The organism is Falsarthrobacter nasiphocae (assembly GCF_031456275.1).
Lineage (GTDB): Bacteria > Actinomycetota > Actinomycetes > Actinomycetales > Micrococcaceae > Falsarthrobacter > Falsarthrobacter nasiphocae.
The window spans coordinates 1688237-1710903 of record NZ_JAVDUI010000001.1; the positions used below are offsets into that span (position 1 = coordinate 1688237).

16 protein-coding genes are annotated in these 22667 nt (G+C 70.6%); 12 read left to right on the forward strand and 4 right to left on the reverse strand.

Features of this window, described 5'->3' with window-relative positions; genetic code table 11:
- Nucleotides 1-34 precede the first annotated feature (34 nt).
- The 7 genes from J2S35_RS07655 (at nt 35) to J2S35_RS07685 (ending at nt 11764) form a co-directional block, all read left to right on the forward strand.
- Complete coding sequence (locus J2S35_RS07655; RefSeq protein WP_309851798.1) at nt 35-2158, forward strand: acyltransferase family protein; 2124 nt, start codon at nt 35-37, stop codon at nt 2156-2158.
- A gap of 48 nt (nt 2159-2206) precedes the next feature.
- Nucleotides 2207-3754, forward strand: a complete 1548-nt coding sequence (gene guaB / locus J2S35_RS07660) for an IMP dehydrogenase (protein WP_309851801.1) — start codon at nt 2207-2209, stop codon at nt 3752-3754.
- A gap of 66 nt (nt 3755-3820) precedes the next feature.
- Nucleotides 3821-4948, forward strand: a complete 1128-nt coding sequence (locus tag J2S35_RS07665) for a GuaB3 family IMP dehydrogenase-related protein (protein ID WP_309851804.1) — start codon at nt 3821-3823, stop codon at nt 4946-4948.
- Nucleotides 4949-4953: 5 nt separating this feature from the next.
- Nucleotides 4954-5814 carry an SURF1 family protein gene (locus J2S35_RS07670; RefSeq protein ID WP_309851806.1) on the forward strand — a complete coding sequence of 287 codons (861 nt, stop codon included), beginning with the start codon at nt 4954-4956 and terminating at the stop codon, nt 5812-5814.
- The gene (locus tag J2S35_RS07675) at nt 5811-6221 is read left to right on the forward strand and encodes a DUF3817 domain-containing protein (RefSeq protein ID WP_309851809.1); all 411 of its coding nucleotides are present in this window, start codon (nt 5811-5813) and stop codon (nt 6219-6221) included. Before J2S35_RS07670 ends, J2S35_RS07675 begins: the two co-directional genes overlap by 4 nt.
- A 135-nt stretch (nt 6222-6356) precedes the next feature.
- Nucleotides 6357-7904, forward strand: coding sequence for a glutamine-hydrolyzing GMP synthase (gene guaA / locus J2S35_RS07680; RefSeq protein WP_309853084.1), 1548 nt, complete (start codon nt 6357-6359; stop codon nt 7902-7904).
- A 50-nt stretch (nt 7905-7954) separates the two neighbouring features.
- Nucleotides 7955-11764: a DUF4011 domain-containing protein gene (locus J2S35_RS07685; protein ID WP_309851811.1), complete on the forward strand. Its 3810-nt coding sequence runs from the start codon at nt 7955-7957 to the stop codon at nt 11762-11764.
- Nucleotides 11765-12171: 407 nt separating this feature from the next.
- Here J2S35_RS07685 and J2S35_RS07690 read toward each other — a convergent pair whose 3' ends face one another.
- Entirely contained in the window at nt 12172-12834 is a 663-nt protein-coding gene (locus J2S35_RS07690; RefSeq protein ID WP_309851814.1) for a hypothetical protein, read from the reverse strand.
- 94 nt (nt 12835-12928) lie between these two features.
- Nucleotides 12929-13588, reverse strand: coding sequence for a 5-formyltetrahydrofolate cyclo-ligase (locus J2S35_RS07695; RefSeq protein ID WP_309851816.1), 660 nt, complete (start codon nt 13586-13588; stop codon nt 12929-12931).
- 93 nt (nt 13589-13681) lie between these two features.
- On the opposite strand from J2S35_RS07695, the gene galU reads away from it, so the two are divergent.
- The 3 genes from galU to J2S35_RS07710 all read left to right on the forward strand — a co-directional run bounded on the left by galU (nt 13682) and on the right by J2S35_RS07710 (nt 16206).
- On the forward strand, nt 13682-14584 hold the full coding sequence (gene galU / locus J2S35_RS07700; protein WP_309851818.1) for a UTP--glucose-1-phosphate uridylyltransferase GalU: 903 nt from the start codon (nt 13682-13684) through the stop codon (nt 14582-14584).
- A gap of 32 nt (nt 14585-14616) precedes the next feature.
- Nucleotides 14617-15261 (forward strand): GNAT family N-acetyltransferase, encoded by a 645-nt coding sequence (locus tag J2S35_RS07705; RefSeq protein ID WP_309851820.1) that lies wholly within the window; start codon nt 14617-14619, stop codon nt 15259-15261.
- Between the two features lie 309 nt (nt 15262-15570).
- Nucleotides 15571-16206 (forward strand): hypothetical protein, encoded by a 636-nt coding sequence (locus J2S35_RS07710; protein WP_309851822.1) that lies wholly within the window; start codon nt 15571-15573, stop codon nt 16204-16206.
- Nucleotides 16207-16369: 163 nt separating this feature from the next.
- Here the strand turns inward: J2S35_RS07710 and J2S35_RS07715 are convergent, their stop codons facing one another.
- A complete protein-coding gene (locus J2S35_RS07715) occupies nt 16370-18184 on the reverse strand; it encodes a tetratricopeptide repeat protein (protein WP_309851824.1) in 1815 nt (604 codons plus the stop codon).
- Between the two features lie 76 nt (nt 18185-18260).
- On the opposite strand from J2S35_RS07715, the gene J2S35_RS07720 reads away from it, so the two are divergent.
- Nucleotides 18261-19193, forward strand: a complete 933-nt coding sequence (locus tag J2S35_RS07720) for an N-acetylglucosamine kinase (protein ID WP_309851826.1) — start codon at nt 18261-18263, stop codon at nt 19191-19193.
- A 135-nt stretch (nt 19194-19328) separates the two neighbouring features.
- Nucleotides 19329-20735: an MFS transporter gene (locus tag J2S35_RS07725; protein WP_309851828.1), complete on the forward strand. Its 1407-nt coding sequence runs from the start codon at nt 19329-19331 to the stop codon at nt 20733-20735.
- A 137-nt stretch (nt 20736-20872) separates the two neighbouring features.
- On the opposite strand, the gene J2S35_RS07730 is transcribed toward J2S35_RS07725, so the two are convergent.
- Nucleotides 20873-22660, reverse strand: coding sequence for an ATP-binding protein (locus J2S35_RS07730; protein ID WP_309851830.1), 1788 nt, complete (start codon nt 22658-22660; stop codon nt 20873-20875).
- Nucleotides 22661-22667 lie beyond the last annotated feature (7 nt).

Here is a 22667-nt window from a genome sequence, read left to right on the forward strand (position 1 = left end):
CCACTTCCACGTCCGTTGAAGAAAGGCCTCGACCATGCCCAGACGCGCCTCCACTGAGCCACCCGCCTCTCGGGGACGCTTCCGCCCGTCTGGCTCCAGGGAGAACGGGGCGACCCGCGCCGCCGCGGCCCGGCGAGCAGCCCGGCCCACCGCGCCGACCTACCGACACGAGGTCCAGGGCCTCCGCGCGGTGGCCCTGCTCATGGTCGTCTGCTATCACATCTGGTTCGGGCGGGTCTCGGGCGGCGTCGACATCTTCCTCATGATCTCGGCGTTCTTCCTGACCGGGTCGCTTGCGCGGGCCCTCGACTCCGGCGGGTCCCTCAACCCCTTCCGGCGGTGGTCGCGCCAGTTCCGCCGCCTGCTCCCGGCCGCCGTCGTGGTCATTCTGGCCGTCCTCGTCACGGTGCGCTGGGTCTTCCCGGCCGACCGCTGGCAGGAGGTCGCGCAGCAGGGCCTCGCCAGCGCGACCTACTGGCAGAACTGGCTCCTCGCGGCCCAGTCCGTGGACTATTACGCAGCGGACCACTCGCTTGCGAGCCCCCTCCAGCACTTCTGGTCCCTCTCCGTCCAGGGCCAGGTCTTCCTCCTGTGGCCGATCCTCGCCCTCGCCGTGGGCTTGTGGGCGCGCGGGCGCATGCGCAAGCCCTCGAGGGCTCTCTTCTGGGTCATGGCCGCGATCTTCGTCGTGTCCCTCGGATACTCGATCTACCGGACGGCGACCGCGCAGGGGTGGGCCTATTTCGACACGGGGGCGCGGCTCTACGAGTTCGCGTTCGGCGGCATGCTGGCCATCGTCGTCGACCGTCTCCGCCTGCCCCTCGGGGCGCGCTTCGCGCTGGGATGGGCCGGGCTCGTGGCGATGCTCTCGTGCGGCTTCCTCGTCGACGTCAACGGCACGTTCCCCGGGATCGTGGCCCTCTGGCCGGTCCTCGCGGCGAGCGCGATCATCGTGGCTGGCCGCACGCGGGTCCCGGGGTCCGTGGACTGGCTCCTGACCCTTCCCCCCGTCAAGGCCCTGGGCGACTACTCCTACGCGATGTACTTGTGGCACTGGCCCGTCATGATCACGTGGCTCGTCGTCAAGGGATACGACCACGTCTCGCCGAGGGCGGGGCTCTTCATCATCCTCGTCTCGCTCGTGCTCGCATGGCTGACGACGCGCCTCGTCGAGCGTCCGCTTCGGGCATGGGGTGCGCCGGAGCGCCGGCCTGTCGTGGCCGGCCTCGTCGTGGCGGGCCTCCTCGCCGCCGCGGTGCTGCCCTCCACGCTGTGGGCCAGCCAGCTCAAGGCGGACTCCCAGGAGACGGTGGCCATCGACGCGTCCCACCCGGGCGCCGCAGCGCTCCTCGAGGGGTACGTCGACGAGGTTCCGGACGGCACGCCGCTCAAGCCCGCCATGTCCGTCATGCCCGGCCAGTTCGCGTCCCTGCCCTTCGCCTGCGCGGGGGACCACGTCCCCAAGACGGACTTCGAGCGGATCAAGAACCGCTGCCGCACGACCATGGCCGCCGATCAGAGCCCGTCCAAGGGGGAAGTGCTCATCGTCGGAGACTCGCACGCGGAGCAGATCATGCCCGTCGTCGTGCCCTATTTCACGGACCGGGGCTACCGGGTGACGGACACGATTCTGGGCGGATGCCGAGTGGCGCCCTCGACAGGCAAGGACACGGAGGACTGCCGCGTCTACAACGAGGAGGTGCGGAAGTACATTCGCCAGGTCAAGCCCGCCTATGTCGTCACGATCGGGACCGAGGCGGTGGCGGACTCCCCGAATGAGATCGTCTCCGACGCCCTCGTCGAGGTCCTGCGGGAGATCGCCGCGGAGGGGACCCAGGTCATCGCCATCCGGGACAACCCCCGCTTCTCCGTGCCCCCGGTGAGGTGCATCCAGGACAATCCGGACGATCCGAGCGCGTGCACTGCGCCGCGAGCGAAACACATCGCGGCCGACTCGGCCCTCAGCAGGCTCAAGGACGTCCCGGGCGTCACGACGATCGACCTCACCGACGCGATCTGCACGCCCACGGAGTGCCCCGCCGTCGTGGGCAACGTCATCGTCTACCTCGACTCGCATCACCTGACGAAGACCTATGCGAGTTCGATGGCGCCCGCGTTCACGCGGGCCATGGAGGCTCAGCTGGAGGCTGAGAAGTAGGGAGCGCACTCGGCGCGACGGCATAGACTAGGAGTCCCTGCCGCGCGCATGGGAACGAGCGTCCGTCGATGGAAAGAGTGCGTGTACCAAGTGACTGAAAATGACCCCTTCGGCTTTGTTGGTCTGACCTACGACGACGTCCTGCTGCTCCCCGGGCCCACGGACGTCATCCCGTCAGAGGCGGACACCTCCTCCCAGCTGACCAAGCGGATCCGTGTCGAGACGCCGCTCCTGTCTGCCGCGATGGACACCGTCACGGAGTCCCGCATGGCCATCGCCATGGCGCGCCTCGGCGGAATCGGCATCATTCACCGCAACCTCTCCATCCAGGACCAGGCCGAGCACGTGGACCGCGTCAAGCGCTCCGAGTCCGGGATGATCTCCAACCCCGTGACGGTGGGGCCCAACGCGACGCTCCGCGAGCTCGACGACCTCTGCGCCAACTACCGAGTCTCGGGCCTGCCCGTCGTGGACGAGGACGGGGTGCTCCTCGGCATCATCACGAACCGCGACACGCGCTTCATCGAGGACGCCGCCTTCGACTCGACGCTCGTCAAGGACGTCATGACGAAGATGCCGCTCGTGACCGGCCACCCCGGCATCACGAAGGAGGAGACGCTCAGCCTCTTCGCACGCCACCGCATTGAGAAGCTCCCGCTCATTGACGAGTCCGGCCGCCTCCAGGGCCTCATCACGGTCAAGGACTTCGACAAGGCCGACCGCTACCCGCAGGCCACGAAGGACGACGAAGGCCGCCTCCGGGTGGGCGCCGCCATCGGCTTCTTCGGCGACGGCTACGACCGCGCCATGAGCCTCGTGGAGGCCGGCGTGGACGTTCTCGTGGTCGACACGGCCAACGGCCACAGCAACGGCGTGCTCGAGATGATTGCGCGCCTGAAGAAGGACCCCGCGGCCGCTCACGTCGACGTCATCGGCGGTCAGGCTGCCACGCAGGCCGGCGCGCAGGCGATCATCGACGCGGGCGCGGATGCTGTCAAGGTCGGTGTCGGCCCGGGCTCCATCTGCACCACGCGTGTCGTCGCCGGCGTCGGCGTCCCCCAGATCACGGCCATCTACGAGGCCTCCAAGGCCGCGCGTCCGGCCGGCGTGCCCGTCATCGCCGACGGCGGCCTCCAGTACTCCGGCGACATCGGCAAGGCCCTCGTGGCCGGCGCGGACACCGTCATGCTCGGCTCGCTCCTCGCGGGCGCGGCCGAGTCCCCGGGGGACCTCGTCTTCATGAACGGCAAGCAGTTCAAGGCGTACCGGGGCATGGGCTCTCTCGGCGCCATGCAGACGCGCGGCAAGAACACCTCGTACTCGAAGGACCGCTATTTCCAGGCGGACGTGCCGAGCGACGAGAAGCTCATCCCTGAGGGAATCGAGGGCCAGGTTCCCTACCGTGGCCCGCTCTCGGCTGTGGTCCACCAGCTCTCGGGCGGCCTCCGCCAAACGATGTTCTACGTGGGCGCGCCGACGATCGACGAGCTCAAGGCCCGCGGAAAGTTCGTGCGCATCACCTCGGCGGGGCTCAAGGAGTCCCACCCGCACGACATCATGATGACCGTCGAGGCCCCCAACTACAAGTCCCGCTGATCGGGACTGGGGCGCCCCGCGCGCCCCAGTCCGTCCGGCCCCTGACCCGAGCAGAAAGCCTTTCCCGTGAGCGAGATTGAAATCGGCCGCAACAAGCGCGGACGCCGCGCCTATTCCCTCGACGACGTCGCAGTCGTCCCGTCCAGGAGGACACGGACGCCTCACGACGTCTCCATCCAGTGGCAGATCGACGCCTACACGTTCGACATGCCGGTCGTCGGCGCGCCCATGGACTCCGTGATGAGCCCGGCCACCGCGATCGCCCTCGGGCGACTCGGCGGACTCGGCGTCCTCAACCTTGAGGGCCTGTGGACCCGGTACGAGGACCCGCTGCCCCTTCTGGACGAGATCGCCGCCCTCGAGGCGGACGGGGTCAACTCGACCAAGCGCATGCAGGAGATCTACGCGGCCCCCATCCAGGCTGAGCTCATGACGGCGCGGCTCGCCGAGATGCGGGAGGCCGGGGTGACCGTGGCCGGCTCCCTCACCCCCCAGCGGACGCAAGAGTTCTCGAAGACAGTGCTGGACGCCGGCGTCGACATCTTCGTCATCCGCGGGACGACCGTCTCCGCAGAGCACGTCTCCCGCGACGCTGAGCCGCTCAACCTCAAGCAGTTCATCTACGAGCTCGACGTGCCGGTCATTGTGGGCGGGGCCGCCGGCTACACGCCGGCCCTCCACCTCATGCGCACGGGAGCCGCAGGCGTCCTCGTCGGCTTCGGCGGGGGAGCGAGCTCCACCACGAGGCGCGCCCTCGGCATTCAGGCGCCGATGGCCACGGCGATCGCCGATGTCGCTGCCGCTCGCACCGACTACCTCGATGAGTCCGGCGGTCGGTACGTGCATGTCATCGCCGACGGCGGGCTGGGCTCGAGCGGCGATGTCGCCAAGGCCATCGCCATGGGCGCCGACGCCGTCATGCTTGGCACAGCCCTGGCCCGCGCGGAGGAGGCACCCGGCCAGGGTTACCACTGGGGGCCCGAGGCCCACCACCCGGAGCTGCCGCGCGGTGACCACAAGCACGTCGGCACGGTGGCGCCCCTCGAGCGCCTGCTCTTCGGCCCTGCCGACACCGCCGACGGCACGAGCAACATCCTGGGTGCGCTTCGCCGCTCGATGGCGACGACCGGCTACTCGGACATCAAGGAGTTCCAGCGGTGCGAGGTCGTCGTCTCCCCGCAGGAGCTGCGCTGACACCCATGCCCCACAACGGAGACGGCCGCCGCCGCGAGGACCCCGACATGCAGGGCAGCCCTGCAGTAGAGGTCCCGAGCCTTCGTGAGCTCGCGCTGACGCCGCGCTGGATCGCCGGGTTCCTCCTGGCGGTGGTCGTCGCCGCCTCGTTCGGCTTCCTCGCCAAGTGGCAGTGGTCCCGCTCCCACTCGGCCCCGCCCCCGCCGGCCTCGGTCACGGACCAGGTCAAGCCCCTGTCCAGCGTCTTCAAGCCGGGGCGGGAGCTTCTCGGCTCCCAGGTCGACCACATTGTCGAGGCGAAGGGCGTGTTCGACGCAGACAAGCAGGTCCTCGTCGCCCACCGCCTCCAGTCCGGCACGCCGGGGTGGTGGGTTGTGGCGCCTCTGCGCGTCTCCGGCGGGGACCACGTCATTCCGGTGGTCCGCGGATGGACCCAGGAACCCGAGATTCCCGGCGGCGTGCCCTCCGGCGAGGTCACCGTCGTCGGCCGTCTCCTGCCGCCCGAGGCCCCCGTTGCTGGGCCGGCCAAGGAGCCGCGGGAGGAGGCCGTCGAGTCCCTCGCGCCGTCCGAGCTCGCCAACCTCTGGGATGCGCCTGCGTACGACGCCTTCATCGTCTCCAACGCATCCGTGCCCGACCCGCCGCCTGAGGGCCTTGAGCGCGTGGTGGTGGGCGCCCAGCCGCAGACGACCGCGATCAGCTGGCTCAACGTCTTCTACGCGCTGGAGTGGATGGCATTCGCCGGGGTGGCGTTCTTCGTGTGGTTCCGGCTTCTCCAGGAGGCGCGGAACAGGCACCTTGACGAGCTGGACGCCGCCCAGCCAGAGGCACCCCGCCCCGACAACACCGAAGGACCGACAGCATGACTTCAACTTCCCCGGCCCCCCGGCGCCCGCGCCCGCTTCGTGCCACCGCGGGCCAAATCCGCAGCGCCCTGACGTTCTTCCGCATCAGCGCGAACCTGACCGGTGTGTTCCTCCTGCTCCTGTGCATCGAGATGATCGCGAAGTGGGGCTTCCACTACGAGCTCATCGCCGGCGGGATCAACCTGTCCCGAACCGTGCTCATCATTCACGGCTGGCTGTACCTGGTGTACCTTTTCGCTGACTTCAACCTCTTCAGCAAGCTCCGCTGGAGCCTGGGCAAGTTCCTCCTCATCGCGCTCGGCGGCGTCATCCCGTTCCTGTCCTTCATCCTTGAGCGGCGCGTTCACCGTGAGGTTGAGCTCCAGCTCGAGTCCATTGAGGAGAGCGGCCCCCGCTACGCGGCCTGACGAGCGGACCTGCGCGAGGTGGCCCGGGGCGACTATGGTTGAGGGGTGACTTCAGACTCTCGCCCCACATCAGAGCCCGCGCTGGGCCCCGGAGACGACGCCTCGATTCCGGAGGCCAACTCCGCTCACAGGCCTGTGCTCGTCGTCGACTACGGCGCTCAGTACGCCCAGCTCATCGCCCGTCGTGTCCGCGAAGCGGACGCCTACTCGGAGATCGTGCCGCACACGCTCTCCACAGAGGAGATCCTGGCCAAGGACCCGGCCGCGATCATCCTCTCCGGCGGGCCGTCCAGCGTGTACGCGGACGGCGCTCCCCGCGTCGGTGCCGACCTCTTCGAGCAGGGCGTGCCCGTCCTGGGCATCTGCTACGGATTCCAGGCCATGGCCAACGCGATGGGCGGCACCGTGGCCCAGACGGGTCTGCGCGAGTACGGCGCCACCGAGACGCGCGCCGAGGGCGGCGCCCGCTCCATCCTCAACGGCATCCCGGAGGTCCAGAGCACGTGGATGAGCCACGGTGACTCGGTCCACTCCGCGCCGGAGGGCTTTGAGACTCTCGCGACGACGGCTGGCGCCCCGGTGGCCGCTTTCGCCAACGAGGAGCGCCGCCTGTACGGCGTCCAGTGGCACCCCGAGGTCAAGCACTCGGCGCATGGCCAGCGCGTCATCGAGAACTTCCTCGACCTCGCGGGCGTCCGCCGGGACTGGAGCACGCGAGGCATTCTCGACGAGCAGGTCTCGCGCATCCGCGAGCAGATCGGCGACTCCCGGGTCATCTGCGGCCTGTCCGGCGGCGTTGACTCCGCCGTTGCAGCCGCCCTCGTCCAGCGCGCTGTGGGAGACCAGCTGACGTGTGTGTTCGTCGACCACGGCCTGCTCCGCGAGGGGGAGGCCGAGCAGGTGGAGCGCGACTTCGTCGCGGCGACGGGCGTCAACTTGTACGTGGCCAACGAGCAGGAGCGCTTCCTCTCGGCCCTGGCCGGCGTCACGGATCCGGAGCAGAAGCGCAAGATCATCGGCCGGGAGTTCATCCGCGCGTTCGAGGAAGCTGAGCGCCAGATCATCGCCCAGGCCGCGGCCGAGGGCGAGACCATCCGGTTCCTCGTCCAGGGCACCCTGTACCCGGATGTCGTGGAGTCCGGTGGGGGTGAGGGTGCTGCGAACATCAAGAGCCACCACAATGTCGGCGGCCTTCCCGAGGACCTCAAGTTCGAGCTCGTGGAGCCCCTCAGGGCTCTCTTCAAGGACGAGGTCCGCGCCGTGGGCGCCGAGCTCGGTCTGCCGCCGGAGATTGTCGGCCGCCAGCCGTTCCCGGGCCCGGGCCTCGGCATCCGCATCGTCGGCGAGGTGACGGGCGAGCGCCTGGACCTCCTGCGCAAGGCGGACGCCATCGCTCGGGCCGAGCTCACGGCGGCCGGCCTTGACGACGAGGTCTGGCAGATGCCCGTGGTCCTCCTTGCGGACGTCCGCAGTGTGGGCGTCCAGGGCGACGGGCGCACGTACGGGCACCCGATCGTCCTGCGCCCGGTCTCGAGCGAGGACGCCATGACGGCGGACTGGTCCCGCCTGCCGTTCGAACTCCTCGCCCGGATCTCGAACCGCATCACGAACGAGGTGGACGGTGTCAATCGCGTTGTCCTCGACGTGACGAGCAAGCCGCCGGGAACCATCGAGTGGGAGTAGCCCTCCCCGTTTCCGTATCCCCGACATCCTGGCAGGAAGACTGACACGCAGTGACTGACCCACGGCCCTCCAGCCCCGAGCAGAGCCCCTCCGACGCCCAGCAGGTTCAGGTGAAGCGGTGGCTTCGCTCGCTCACGCGCGGAGACGGGGGGCTCACCGCGGCGGACCTTTTGCGGTTCAGGCCGACGTCTCGCACGGCGATCGACCTGACGGCTGCACATCCGTCGGGTCTGACACAGTTGCTCTCTGGCAGGAAGACGCGGCTCTCGACGATGCTGCGGGACAAGGAGACGCTCGCGGAGGCCATGCGCGCGGGCCGCGGGATCAGGTCGCGGATCTTCGACGTTGGCCAGGAGCGCGGCATTGACGCGGGCTTCCTGGCCACGGGCATGGCCTACTGGCGCTTCACGGGGGCGGACGGGCAGTCGACGCCCATTGCGGCGCCCATCCTGCTCTCGCCGATCCGGTTGACGATCCACCCGAGTCACAACGAGTACGAGGTGCAGATTGCCGGTCCCGCACGCCTGAACCCGCTGCTCTTGCGGCACTTGTCGCAGGATCACGGGATTGAGCTGGACGCCGCGTCGATCGAGCGCAGCGCATACGCGACTGCACGTCTGAACCCGCTTCCCGTCTTGGACGCGATCCGTCACGCGACCGAGGGCCTGCGCGACGCCCAGGTGGTCCAGCAGGTCTTCGTTGCGACGTTCGTGCGCATGGTGGATCCGTTGGACGACCCGCGGGTCACCGCTCATCACCCCGTGATCCGCGACCTCGCCGCGCCCCGGGACCCGGAGGCTGGCGAGCCCCGTTTCGCCTCGCCGGCGCCGCCGAGTCCCGATGACCTGCACCCGAGCGAGGAGTTCCTCGTCCTCGACGCGGACGCCTCGCAGCACGCTGTCGTGGATCGGGCAGAGGCGGGTGAGTCCTTCGTTGTCTCGGCGCCTCCGGGAACGGGTCAGACCCAGACCGCGGTCAACGTCGCGGCCCGCCTCGCGTACCGCGGCCGCCGGGTCGTCGTTGTGGCGGAGCGTCGCAGCGCCGTCAAGCAGTTCGAGGACACGTTGAGTGAGCTGGGGCTCGGCACGATGACCCGCCTCGTCGACGCGGATGCGGACCCGCAGGACGTCCGTCGGCACGCCATCGCCGCTGTGGCGCGCAACGAGCGCGCCGAGAAGCTCGACCTCGCCGACCTTCAGCGCCTCGTCGCGCGCCGCCGCGAGCTCCTTGCGGAGAACGTGCGGGCACTTCACGACGAGCGGCCGCAGTGGGGCGTCTCCGTGCACGACGCCATGCAGGCGCTCGCGGCCCTGACAAGTGGTGCGAACGCGCCGACGACGAGCGTTCGCCTGCCCGAGCCTGTTCTTTTGCGTCTGACGGATCGAACGACGCCGACGGCGCGCTTGCGCCGCTTCGCCGAGCTCGGCGGCCTCAGTGCCGAGATGCGGGCCAACCCGTGGCACGGGGCCCACATGACGAGCTCCGAGGCGACACTGGAGGCGCTCTCCCAGGCGACGCACATTCACGGCTTCCTCGGCACCCTCGCCGAGCGCATGGAGGCGGCGGCACAGAGTGCCGGCATGCGGCCCGGGCGCACGCTCGAGGAGTGGCGCGAACAGCTGCGGATCATCGAGTCTCTCGACGCATCCTTGGCGCGCTTCGAGCCGGACATCTTTGATCGGGGCGTCGAGGATCTCCTGGCTGCGACGTCCACGGGGGCGTGGCGCCGGCAGCACGGCATCCAGATGGGAACCTTCACGCGGTCCCGGCTCCGCCGTGTGGCCAAGGAGCTCATCAAGAAGGACGTCTTCATCGACGACCTCAACGAGGCACTCAGCCTCGTCAACGAGCAGTACGACGCCTGGAAGCGATACGCGATTCCGGGCCACCTCCCCTCTCAGACGGGCGGCGTGGCGGAGCTGAGCCGCATGGTTGAGCGGATCCACCGTGATGCGACGGCCCTCGCGGTCCACGCTCGCGGGACGGCGTTCCCACAGCGGCCGGGGCAAGCGCCCATTGAGGACATTCGTCGGGAGACCGAGCGTCTCGTCGAGGGCCGCTCCGCGCTTTCGACCCTGCCGGAGCGGACGCACCTCTCCGACTATCTCTTGGGCCTCGGGCTCAACCCCCTGCTCGACGACATGGGGGAGCGGGAGCTCACGGCAGACGAGGTCGGCCCCGAGCTTGAGCTGTCCTGGTGGAGCTCGGTGCTGGAGCAGATCATCGAGCGCGACCCGCACTTGACGAGCTTCGACGCGGAGGCCCTCTTCACCCTCGAGTCGGAGTACCGCTCTGCGGACCGGGCCCACATTGCGAGCGGACCCGGTCGGCTCATCGAGGCTGTCGGCGAGCGCTGGCGCCGGTCGGTCGAGCGCCGCCGCGCGGCAGGCGCCTCCTTGCGGGCGCTCCTCCTCGACGGGGAGGTGACTGTGCGCAACCTCGGGGCTGAGGACGCGGAGCTCGTCACTCATGTCCACCCCGTCTGGCTGGGCTCTGTCCACACGCTGCCGATGATCCTCGGGGACGACTTCACTGCAGACGCTGTCATCGTCCTCGACGCTCATGCCCTCAATGTGGCGCACGCGCTCGGCGCGCTGGCCCGTGCGCCGCAGGTCGTGGCGTTCGGCGATCCTATGCTCCCCGGGCCCCGCAGCTTCACCGCCGCGGCGAGCGCGGACGGGAGCACCGCGGAGGCAGCCCACGACAGCGCCTCCGAGGCGCCCGTCAGCCTCTACCAGGCGCTCTCCGAGGTGCGCCCGACCATGGCCCTGGAACACCTGTACCGATGCGTGGACTCGACTCTCGCCGCGCGGATCAGCCACGAGTTCTACGGGGACCAGGTTGAGGTGCTCCCGAGCGGGGATGCCCTGGCCGCGGGCCTGCGCCGCGTGCGGGTCGAGTACCTCGCTGGGGGTGTCGGCCCGCAGACGGCCCGGACTGTGGAGATCGAGTCGGTCCAGGCCGAGGTCGACCGGTGCGTGGACCTCGTCTTCGACCACATCCGCAGCACGCCGGATCGCTCCCTCGCGATTGTCACGGCGAGCAAGCGGCATGCGGCGCGCGTCGCCGAGGCTGTGCGCGTTCGCATGGCCCATGAGCCGTGGGCGGCGAGCTTCTTCCGCTCCGGCTCCGAGCCGTTCCTCATCCTGCCCCTCGAGCGCGCCGCGGGCCACGTGCGGGACCACGTCGTGTTCTCCATCGGCTTCGGACGCTCCTCGGACGGGCGCCCGGCCACGTCGTTTGGCCCCCTGTCCGAGGCAGGCGGCCGCGAGCTGTTCAACGTGGCCATGACGCGCGCCCGGGTGGCGCTCCACGTGCTCTCGTGCTTCAGGCCGTCTGACGTCGAGGCGTCCTCGCTGGGCTACGGGGCACTTGACCTCTACGAGTTCCTCGCCGCTGAGTCCTCGCCGGAGCCGAGGACCGGGCAGGACCGCGAGTCCAGCCCGCTCGTCAGCGACCTCTCGCGGCGCCTGCGTGCGCGGGGTGCCCGCGTGCGGGAGCACGTTGACGGGGTGATCGACCTTGCCGTGTTTGAGCAGGGGGCCGCGGCTCGGGACGCCGCGCCCGTCGCGGTGATTTCCGACTCCACGAGGGAGTACCAGCAGACGGGCGTCCGTGAGCGCTCGCGCCTGCGCCCCGAGCGCCTCGAACGCTTCGGATGGGCCCCCGTGCCGGCCTGGTCCGTGGAGGTCTTCACTGATCCGAACGCCGCGGCGGATCGCGTCATGGCAGCCTCGGGGTCCGCCCCGGCGGCCGCTCCGACACCCATCGCCGCGGAGCAGGAGCAGACGGCGGAGGGCGAGGAGAACCCGGATTCCGTGGCCTCCGCGGGCGCCGCGCGAGAGGCCCCGGGGGAATGACCCGCAGGCCCCGGCGCCGGGCGCATTCTCCAGCGGGCCCGGTTGGCTCGCAGACCGCCGACCAGGGGCGCTGGCCGGCTCCCGCGCCACCGCTGCCCGCCAAGCCCACTCTGGGGCCCGCCGCCGGGAGTGTTCCGGGGGCCCCATCAACGCCGGGGGCCCGATCAGCGCCAGGGGCTGCCTCCTCGACCCTGCGCGCGCTGGCCGGGGCGGACAGGCCCGAGGTCTGGGGGGATCCCCAGGACGATCTGGGAGACTTCCTCCTCCGGGAGCGCCCGCCCCACTGGTGACCCCGGCCGCGTCCGGACCCGTGAGCCGCTCTCGTCCGGGCGGCGTGCCACCCGGCACGAGCCGCACGGCACTCGGCTCGAGGGCCCTGGCCCTCTCCTCGCTCCAGCCCTTGCGCCTCACGGACCCTCGTCCCCTCTCAGGGCGACGACGACGCCCCCGCGGCGAGCTGCCGCCGCCACGGCTCCGACGCGCTTCTCTGGCAGGGCCAGGGCCACGAGAGCCTCCGTCTGCGGGCCGCCGCCGATGCGCACAACGCCCCGCTCCGGCTCGACCGTCCAGAGCACGCGGGCGGGTGTGCCGTCCCCGTCCCCACGGTGCGCAGACTCAGGCTTGGCCGCCTCCCGCCCGTCCACGTGGACGGTGACGCTGCTGCCTCGCTGAAGCGTGCGAGCCTCGTCTCGCGACACGGAGACCATGACGAGCGCCTCGCCGGGCTTGAGGCCGCCGTGGGCGGGGACGAGGTCTCGCTCGGCGATGGGGGCGCCCCGCGGCACTCGCACCGCGAAGCGACGGTCTTTGAGGGCCTGTGTGTCCCGGACGAGCCCCGGCGGGCCCGAACCGTCTGCCGGATTCACCCCGGGGCCTGCGCCGGACAGGGAGGTGGCCGCGTCCTGGCCCAGGGTCCCGGCGGGAATGTCCGCGCCAGCGACGAGAACAGGGGGCGACGCTCCGGGGGAGAGGGCACCGAGCGTCACGAGCGTCAGTGCCGCTCCCACAGCACCGAGGGCACCCTTGACCAGGGCCCTGTACCGGAACAGGGCCAGGCGCAGGGGCCTCAAGGTGGCTGAGGGGCGCGCTGATCTCAGGGACCGTGCTCTTGGGCGGTGGGTCGATCGGGTGAAAACCATGCGCCCACGCTAGGAGGCTGACTCGTCAGGCGAGCCGCCAGCGTGTGGAACGTGGACAACGTCCAGGTGCCACCCGCGTCTCAGCGGCCTGTGGAGGACGACGCCGCCAGAGGCCGCCCGGGGTGACCGCCCACTCGAGCACGGCGTCCCACGGCTCGGCGGGGGCGTCGGGGAGCGCCAGCTCGTCGTCGTACACGACAGCCGCGACGAGGACCGAATCCGAGGCCGGGAGGGAGGCGAGGAACGTGTCATAGAACCCGCCCCCTTGGCCGAGGCGCACCCCGTTCTCCCCGATGCCCAGGGCGGGAACGAGGACGAGGCTGGGGCGAAGGTCGCTCGCGGCAGGCCCGCTCGGCTCGTCGAGGGGGACGTGCGGCGAACGGACCAGCGGCTCGCCAGGCTGCCAGAGCACCCACTCCAGGCGCCGCTCCGGCAGGACCCGGGGGACGAGGACGCGCGAGCCCGTGGCGTGCAGCTCCTCGAGGGCGGCCATCACGGGGGGCTCGGAGGCGTGGGGAAGGAAAGCGAGGGTCGTGTCCCCTGCGCCGGCGAGGGCGCGGGCTCGGCGGACGGAGGCGGCGAGCCCTTCACTGGCGCGGGCTCGATCCTGCGCGGTGAGTGCGGCGCGGGCGGCGCGGATTTGGCGGCGGAGAGCGCTCTTGCGCTCGGCGGCGGGCAGGGTCACGGGGGTCCCTCGCATCCTCGACGGGGGTGCTGGAGAGGCGGCCCATGAGGCCGTGCGTCTCGCGGCAACGGGATATTGCGTAGGATCATGATTATGAACGCACGCAAGTCTATCCGCAAAGCCGTCATCCCCGCGGCGGGATTGGGCACTCGCTTCCTTCCCGCCACCAAGGCCACGCCCAAGGAGATGCTCCCCGTCGTGGATCGCCCCGCGATCCAGTACGTGGTCGAAGAAGCAGCCAAGGCCGGTCTTTCGGACATCCTCATGATCACCGGGCGGAGCAAGCGCGCCCTGGAGGATCACTTCGATCGCGTCCCCGAGCTCGAGGCCAACCTCGAGGCCAAGGGCGATGCCAAGAAGCTTGCCGCCGTGCACGAGTCGAGCGATCTCGGACAGATGCACTTCGTGCGCCAGGGCAACCCCCGAGGCCTGGGCCACGCGGTCGGCTGTGCTGCCTCGCACGTCGGCAACGAGCCGTTCGCCGTCCTCCTCGGCGACGACTTCATGGATCCCGCGGACGATCTCCTCTCCGAGATGATCGCCGTCCAGGAGAAGACGGGCGGCTCCGTCGTCGCCGTCATGGAGGTGGATCCCGCGCAGGTGAGCTCCTACGGCGTGGTGGACGCCACCCCCGTCGAGGGCGAGGACTACGTCAAGGTGAACATGCTCGTCGAGAAGCCGGCCCGTGAAGAGGCGCCGAGCAACCTCGCCGTGATCGGCCGGTACGTCCTGCACCCGCGCGTCTTCGAGGTCCTCGAGAACACGGAGCCGGGCCGCGGCGGGGAGATCCAGCTGACGGACGCTCTCGAGACCCTGGCCCAGGCCGAGGGCGAGGGGGCGGGCGTGTACGCGGTCGTCTACAAGGGACGCCGCTTCGACACGGGTGACAAGCTCGAGTACATCAAGGCTGTCGTCACCCTGGCGAGCGAGCGCGAGGACCTCGGGCCGGCGCTGCGCGAGTGGCTGAGCGGGTTCTCCGCGAAGCCCTCTGCCTAGTGGCCGCCCCTTCCCCTCTGCAGCGCTGACGCATGCCCATGAACACCGCCTGGCCGGTGCGCCTCGAACAGGGGCGCATCGGCCTTCGGCCTCTCTCGCGCCGCGACGAGCGGGCCTGGTCGGAGACCCGGGCACGGAACGCCGCCTGGCTTGGCCCCTGGGACGCGACCACCCCCATTCCTGGGGAGGGGCCGAGGAACTACGCGGCCATGTGGCGGCTCATGAATCGGCAGGCGAAAGCCGGCGCAGGCCTGCCATTCGCCATCGAATGGGCTGAGACCGTGCGGTCTGTCCCGCGGTTTGCCGGACAATTGAGCGTCTCCAGCATCACGTACGGCGCATTTCGCAGTTGCACGATGGGCTATTGGGTGGACGCGTCTTTGGCGGGCCGCGGCATCATGCCCGTCGCGGTGGCCATGGCCTCGGACTACTGCTTCCGCGAGCTGAGGCTCCACCGCGTCGAGATCAACATTCGCCCCGAGAATGCCCCGAGTCTTCGGGTCGTCGAGAAACTCGGGTTCCGTGACGAGGGCGTGAGGGAGAGATACCTCCATATCGACGGCGACTGGCGTGACCATCGCAGCTTCGCCCTTTTCGCCGAGGATTGCCCGGGCGGCGTTCTGGAGCCGTTGCTGGAGCGGATGGGGCCTGAGGCGGCGGCCCCGTTTCGCGCCTGATGCGCTTTGCGCCCCGGCCCAGCGTGGGGGATGAGGCGACACACCGCCCCGCATCCGGTGTAATCGCAGGTTGGCCCCGTAGCGTTAAGGTGTGAATCGGGTTGGTGATGGCGGAGACCACGTCAGGACATGCTGCTAGACGTGTCTTTTCCTCCGCTCGTGTCGGCGGCCATTGTTGTCGTCGTCCTTATCGGGGTGCTCCTCACCGCGATTCGCGAGGTGCGCGATCTCCCTGCCGTGCAGGGTGAGAGCACCGCCTCACCAGACGCAGATATGACCACAGAATCAACCGCAGGACAGGATCCAAAGATGACGACGCCGAAGAGCACGAGGCCCGCAGGACCCGTGCGCGAATCCGCAACGCCGGTTGGCGAGCGGAGCGCCCGTCTCTCCCCGAAGGGCGCCCGGCGGCTCATCGCCGTCGTCGGGGCTGTCGCGTTCCTGACTGCGCTGCTGACCCTCGTGCCGGCCCTGATCGGCGCCGTGGGCCCGGCGTGGCCCCTCGTGGGCTTCCTGCTCGCCGCGGTGGCCGTCGTAGCCATGCGCGTGTCCACCGTCCGGGAGCGCCGTGCCCGTCTCGAGGAGGCCTTCCGGGCCGCCATGGCCTCCGAGCGGGAGCAGCTCGCGCGCGTCGCGAGCCTTCAGGAGGACCCGAGGGTCATCGAGGAGCGTGCGCGCCGCCGCCGCGAGGCCCAGGTCTTCGACGCCGGGTCGCTCGACGTCGAGGAGGCCGATGAGCCGTCCGTCGAGGCCCCCGCGAAGGCAGAGGGCCCTGAGCTTGAGGCGCCCCGCACCTGGGACCCGGTCCAGGTGCCCAAGCCGACCTACCTCAGCGCGCCGGAGGCGTCCCGCCACCGTCCTGCGGAGGTCGAGCCGGACGCCTCGTCCACGATGGTCCCCGCGCGCATCGACCTCGACGAAGTGCTGCGCCGCCGCCGCGCCTAGAACACACGCGGCCCTGCCGAGGCAGACCGCGACCCGGAGAGCCCCGATCTCACTCAGGCGAGACGGGGTTCTCTTCTTGCTCGGGCCACGGCAGAGCACGCTCCCTGCTCAGGGCGCGCTCGAGCCCGTATCTTGCTCAGGCCACACAGAGCCCGTTTCTTGCTCAGTCGAGGCTGAGCCCCATGGCGCGGGCCCGTGCGGCCCACGACTCCGACTCGGCCCGGGCTGCGCTCGCCTCGAGGTCCTGCCCGAGCGAGCCGAGCGCCTGGGAGAGCCCCTTGTAGGCCGCGAAGAGGTAGTCCGGGCGGTCCACGTCGCGGTCGATCGCCGAGCGGTACACGCTCGCAGCCTCGACGTCCCGGCCCTCTGACCGCAAGAGGTCCGCCGCGCGGATGTCGCACCGCGTCCCCTCGTCGCTCAGGCTGACGGACGCGTAGGCGTCGGCGGCACGGAGGATGGCGGCGATGGCGTCGTCGGTCTGTCCGAGAGCGTGAAGGACGGATCCTCGAGTCTCCGCGAATTGCGCCGCGTGGAACTCCGCCTCGTACTCGACGGCGATCTCGAGGGCCGCGTCGACGATCTCGAGCGAGTCCTGATCCCCCTGGCGGGCCATGACGCTCGCAAGGAACATGGAGTGCTCTGCCGCCTGGAGCGGGTGCTCCCCGGCCTCTTGGGACGCCTGAAGCGCCTTCTCGGCCCACGCCCGCGCCTCGTCCATCTTGCCGGCCGCAGCACAGATCTTGCCGCAGTTGGAAGCGGCAGCCGCGGCGGCGGTGTGGTCCCCGCCGGCGAGGAAGCGGCCACTGGCCTGGCTCCACGCGGCGTAGGCCTCGGCAGCCTCTCCCTCCGCGAGCTTGGCGTGCCCCAGCGTCGCGAGGGCCGCCGCGCGCTCGGCGGCCTGGCTGCCGTCCACGGGCTCGGGGGTGTCGAGGAAGCGGCTGAGCACGGCGGCGCCTCGCGCGGGCTCTTCTGCCTGAAGCAGGGCGTTGCCGAGCGATACGGCGATTTGGGGCCCGAGCGGGTGTTCGGCGCGCTCCGCCTCGTCCAGCGCAACCCCATAGGCCGCCGCGGCCGCCTCGTGCGCGGCGTTCTCAGACAGCAGCCCGCCCATGGCCATGGCCGCCATGATGGCGCCGGGCCGGATGCCGCAGGCGGCGAAGAGCTCGAGGGCGTTGACGAGGTCGAAGAGGACGGCCGGTGTCTTGCTCGGCGCTCCCGCCGCGAGCTGGGCGCGCTTCATGAGCATCATCGCGATCATGGCCCGGTTGTCGCTCAGACGGACGATGTCGTGGATGTACGCGAGCGCCGTCTCCTCATCCCCGATCTGAACGTAGGAGTCCTCGACGAGGAAGCGGGCCAGCACCTGGGACTCTGCGTGGCCCAGGCGCTCCGCGAGGTCGTGCACGCCTTCAAGCACGGCGATGGCATCGGTGTGACGTCCGGCGCGCTGAAGGCACAGCCCATAGAGCACACGGAGATCGAGCGCCTGGGGCTCGTCCGCGCCGAGCGGGGCCGCGAGGGGCTCGATCTCGGTGACGGTCTCGGCCGTGGGCTGCCGGAAGGCGAGGGGCCCGAGGACCCGCTCCAGGCCGGCCTGCATGGTCCGCCCGAGCTCGGTCAGGAGCTCGATCCGGCGCTCGCGCCAGGCGGCCGAGGCGTCGTCGTCTTTTGACTGTTCCGCGCAGTCGATGAGCGCGCCGAGGTAGGTGAGCACGGTCTCAGGGTCCGCTGCAGCGTCCCCGCGCTCCCGGAGGCCGGTCAGCATTCCCCAGCCGTCGAGGAGGGTCTCGAGGGCGCCGCGAGGGTTGTCGGCGCACATGAGCTCGGTGGCCCGGTTGAGGAAGTCGCGCGGAGTGTCGAGGGCGAAGGCGGCGCCGGAGGACGCGGTGTCGAGGTCGAGGAGGCGGTCGCGGAGGTCCGCCGCGAGCCTGGGGGAGATGCGGTTCTCCTGGTGCTCGTGCTCCGGGGTGATGCTCATCTTTCCAGGGTACGAGGTCGGCACGCGGAATCGCCCGGCTTGGGGTTGCACGCCGTGTGCATTACGCTGTGGGCGCATGGGGCAATTACGCGGCTCGGCAGTTCGCCGAGGGGACTACCTGGGCATCGACATCGGCGGAACGAAGACGAGCGCCGTCCTCGCCTCGCAGGACTCCCCGGACACGCCGCATGCCTCCGCGCGCGCCGGGAGCGCGAACGTCCAGAACGTCTCGCGGGAGGAGGCGGCAGCGGCGCTGGCCTCCCTCGCGTCCCAGCTCGAGTCCGCCAGCCCGGGGTGGGCCGGGCGGGTCGGGAGCGTCGTCATCGGGGCCGGCGGGGTGGACACGCCTGAGGACGCCGCGCGCCTCGCCTCTCTCGCCTCCGAGCAGCTCGGCATCCCCCGGGGGCGCTTCCGGGTTGTCCATGACACTCGCCTCATCCTGGCGGCGAATCACCACGACACGGGCATCGGCGTCATTCTCGGCACGGGCTCCGTGGCCTGGGGGGTGACGGCGGAGGGCCGGGAGTCCCGCTCCGGCGGATGGGGGTATCTGCTCGGCGATGAGGGGAGCGCCTGGTGGTTCGGCCGCGAGGCGGTCCGCGAGTCCCTGCGGGCCTTCGAGTCGGAGGACGACGACGCCCTGGTGCCGCTCGTCGTCGACCGCGCCGGGGTCGCCTCCGCAGAGCGGCTCATCGGCGCGTTTCACGAGGACCCGTCGCGGACGCGGTGGGCCGGGCTCGCCCCGGTCGTCTTCGAGGCGGCCGCCGCCGGGTCAGCACGCGCCGCGGCGATCATCGAGGGCGGTGTCGAGGCGGCCGCTGACCTGATCGTGTCCGTCGCGGACCGCCTCGGGAGCGAGGGGCCCGTGGTGTGCGGGGGCGGGCTCGTGCAGAACCAGCCCTCGTTCGCGTCCCGCCTGGCGGAGCGGCTCGCGGGGGAGGGCCTGCCCGAGATGCAGGTCCTGGAGCGCGAGCCCGTCATGGGTGCGCTGTACGTCGCGTCCCGCTGATGCCCGCGCCCTGGGTCCACTCTCTGGACCCAGAATGATCCACCATGTGGAATGCGGGAGAGTGTGGGAGCGCCCGCGATCAGGGCGCCCCGCGGTCCTGGCGCCGCGGGCCGCATGGACACGAAGGCAGCACGAATGAGTCACACGTCAACCCACCTCGCGCCCGCCGCGCGCGAGACGCAGCCGCGCAACTCCCGTGGGCGCGTGATCTTCGCGAGCCTCATCGGCACGACGATCGAGTTCTACGACTTCTACATCTACGCCACCGCCTCGGTCCTCGTCTTCCCGAAGCTCTTCTTCCCGCACGCGACGGAGCTCAACGCCGTCCTCAGCTCCTTTGCCGTCTTCGGCGTGGCCTTCCTGGCCCGCCCCGTCGGCGCCTTCCTCTTCGGGCACTACGGGGACCGCCTGGGGCGCAAGGTCACCCTCGTGGCGTCTCTGCTCATCATGGGCGTCTCGACGTTCCTCATCGGGTGTCTGCCCACGGCGACGAACGACGTCCTGAGCGTCGTCGCCCCGACCCTCCTCGTCATCCTCCGCTTCCTCCAGGGCGTCGCGCTGGGCGGCGAGTGGTCCGGCGCGGCCCTGCTCGCCACGGAGAACGCGCCGGAGGGCAAGCGCGCCATCTACGGCACGTTCCCGCAGCTCGGCGCGCCGATCGGCTTCATCCTCGCGAACCTGCTCTTCATCGTCATGAGCACGCAGCTCTCCGCCGCGCAGTTCATGGCCTGGGGCTGGCGCGTGCCGTTCCTCCTCTCCGCGGTCATGGTCATCGTGGGCCTCTACGTCCGGCTGCGCCTCGTCGAGTCCGCATCCTTCGAGAAGGTCGTGGAGGCGGGCGTCGTCGCCAAGCTCCCGATGTCGGACGTGTTCGTGCGCCACGGCCGCGCCGTCGCCCTTGGAACCGTCGCGATGCTCGCGACCTACGTGCTCTTCTACCTCATGACCTCGTTCACCCTGACGTACGGAACGGCGCCCAAGACGGAGGCCGCCGCGGCCGCCGCCGCCAAGTCCGCGGGCAAGCCGTTCAATGCGGCGGACTTCGTCCCGGGCCTCGGCTTCGCCCGGACCGAGTTCCTGTGGCTCCTCATCATCGGCGTGGTCTTCTTCGGCATCTTCACGGTCCTCTCCGGGCCGTGGGCGGAGCGCCTCGGCCGGCGCAAGCTCGTCATCGGGGTCTCGGTGGCCATCGCGGCGTTCGGTCTCGTGTGGCAGCCCCTGCTGTCGATGGGCCGACCGGGCGTCATCGCGTTCCTCATCATCGGGTTCGCCCTCATGGGCACCACGTTCGGCCCCATGGCCGCGTACCTGCCGGAGATGTTCCCGTCCAACGTTCGCTACACGGGCTCAGCCGTGGCGTACAACCTCTCGTCCGTCATCGGCGCCGCCCCCGCCTCGTTCGTGGCCGTGTGGCTGTGGCACGTGGGCGGCAACGCGGTGCTCGTGGGCCTGTACCTCGCGCTCGCGGCCCTCATCACGCTCGCCGCTGTGTTCTTCTCCAAGGACACGCGGGACGTGGCCTTCGAGGACAACGTGGCCTGATCCGGCCCCGGAATAGGCCGACCCCGTCACCCGGGCCCGGGCGGCGGGGTCGGCCTGTCCGCGAGGCCAGTCACACAGAAGAAGGGGCGCCTGCCGGAAGAGATCTTCCGGCAAGCGCCCCTTGGCGGCTGTGCGGCTCAGGCGTCCGCGATCCGAGCGATCGCCGTGCCCGCCGTGACGGTCTGCCCAACCTCCACGGAGAGGCCCTCCAGGACGCCCGCCTTGTGCGCGGTGATGGGCTGCTCCATCTTCATGGCCTCGAGGACCACGATGAGATCGCCCTTGGCGACGGTGGCGCCGTTCTCGGCGGCCACCTTGATGATGGTGCCCTGCATGGGGGCGGTCACGTCGTCGCCCGTGGCAGCGGCGGCGTCCGGGCGGCCGCGGCGGGACCCCGCCTTTCCGCGGGCCGGGCGGCCCGCAGGGGCAGCCTGCGCCGGTGCGGCGGCGGCCGTGCCGAGGCCAGCCGGCAGCACGATCTCGATGCGCTTGCCGTTGACCTCAACCGTCACGGGGGTCGAGGGCTCGGACTGCTCCGGGTCCTCCCCGCCCGTGAAGGGCTCGAACTCGGTGGATTGCTCGGTCTCGATCCACCGGGTGTGAACCCGGAACGGGGCGCCGTCGCGGGGCGCGAAGTCCGGGTCGGAGACCACGGCGAGGTGGAAGTTCGCCACGGTCGGGATGCCCTCGACCTTGAGCTCGGCGAGCGCGCGGCGAGCCCTGACGAGAGCCTCCTCGCGGTCGCGGCCCGTGACGATGAGCTTCGCGAGCATCGAGTCGAAGTTGCCCGTGATGGAGTCTCCCGCCGTGACGCCGGAGTCCACGCGGACGCCGGGGCCGCCGGGCCACGTCAGGGACGTGATCTTGCCGGGGGAGGGGAGGAAGCCGCGGCCGGCGTCCTCGCCGTTGATGCGGAACTCGAAGGAGTGCCCCGTGATCTCCGGGTCCGAGTAGCCGAGGGCCTCGCCCCTGGCCAGGCGGAACTGCTCTCGCACGAGGTCAAGCCCCGTCACCTCTTCGGAGACGCAGTGCTCGACCTGGAGGCGCGTGTTGACCTCGAGGAAGCTGATCGTCCCGTCCGTGCCCACGAGGAACTCGCAGGTGCCGGCGCCCGTGTAGTGGGCCTCCTTGAGGATGGCCTTCGAGGACTCGTAGAGGCGGCGCACCTGGTCCTCGCTGAGGAACGGCGCGGGCGCCTCCTCCACGAGCTTCTGGTTGCGGCGCTGCAGGGAGCAGTCGCGGGTGGAGACGACGACGACGTTGCCGTGGACGTCAGCCAGGCACTGCGTCTCGACGTGGCGGGGTGCATCGAGGAAGCGCTCAATGAAGCACTCGCCGCGACCGAAGGCGGCCGTGGCCTCCCGCACCGCGGAGTCGTAGAGCTCCGGGATCTCTTCCCGGGTGCGGGCGACCTTGATGCCGCGGCCGCCGCCGCCGAACGCGGCCTTGATGGCCACGGGCAGGCCGAACTCGTCGGCGAAGGCGAGGACCTCGTCGCTGCTCGAGACGGGGTCCGACGTGCCGGGCACGAGGGGCGCCCCGACCTTCTCGGCGATGTGGCGGGCCTGGACCTTGTCGCCGAGCGCCGAGATGGCGGACGGCGAGGGGCCGATCCACGTCAGGCCGGCGTCGATGACGCGGCCAGCGAAGTCCGCGTTCTCGGCGAGGAAGCCGTAGCCCGGGTGCACGGCGTCGGCGCCGGACTTGCGGGCAATCTCGAGGATCTTGTCCTGGTCCAGGTATGACTGCGCGGCGGTCTCGCCCTTGAGTGAGTAGGCCTCGTCAGCGAGCCGGACGTGGAGGGCATCCCGGTCCGAGTCCGCGTACACGGCGACGGTCGACAGACCCTCGTCCCGCGCTGCCCGCACGATGCGAACAGCGATCTCGCCGCGGTTGGCGATCAAAACCTTGGTGAACTCGTTCAATCCGACT

Excerpts from the sequence above, each read along its gene's own strand:
- J2S35_RS07655 (WP_309851798.1), top strand. The coding sequence starts at position 35 with ATGCCCAGACGCGCCTCCACTGAGCCACCCGCCTCTCGGGGACGCTTC.
- guaB (WP_309851801.1), top strand. The coding sequence starts at position 2,207 with ATGGGAACGAGCGTCCGTCGATGGAAAGAGTGCGTGTACCAAGTGACT.
- J2S35_RS07670 (WP_309851806.1), top strand. The coding sequence starts at position 4,954 with ATGCCCCACAACGGAGACGGCCGCCGCCGCGAGGACCCCGACATGCAG.
- J2S35_RS07675 (WP_309851809.1), top strand. The coding sequence starts at position 5,811 with ATGACTTCAACTTCCCCGGCCCCCCGGCGCCCGCGCCCGCTTCGTGCC.
- galU (WP_309851818.1), top strand. The coding sequence starts at position 13,682 with ATGAACGCACGCAAGTCTATCCGCAAAGCCGTCATCCCCGCGGCGGGA.
- J2S35_RS07705 (WP_309851820.1), top strand. The coding sequence starts at position 14,617 with ATGCCCATGAACACCGCCTGGCCGGTGCGCCTCGAACAGGGGCGCATC.
- J2S35_RS07710 (WP_309851822.1), top strand. The coding sequence starts at position 15,571 with ATGACGACGCCGAAGAGCACGAGGCCCGCAGGACCCGTGCGCGAATCC.
- J2S35_RS07715 (WP_309851824.1), bottom strand. The coding sequence starts at position 18,184 with ATGAGCATCACCCCGGAGCACGAGCACCAGGAGAACCGCATCTCCCCC.
- J2S35_RS07720 (WP_309851826.1), top strand. The coding sequence starts at position 18,261 with ATGGGGCAATTACGCGGCTCGGCAGTTCGCCGAGGGGACTACCTGGGC.
- J2S35_RS07725 (WP_309851828.1), top strand. The coding sequence starts at position 19,329 with ATGAGTCACACGTCAACCCACCTCGCGCCCGCCGCGCGCGAGACGCAG.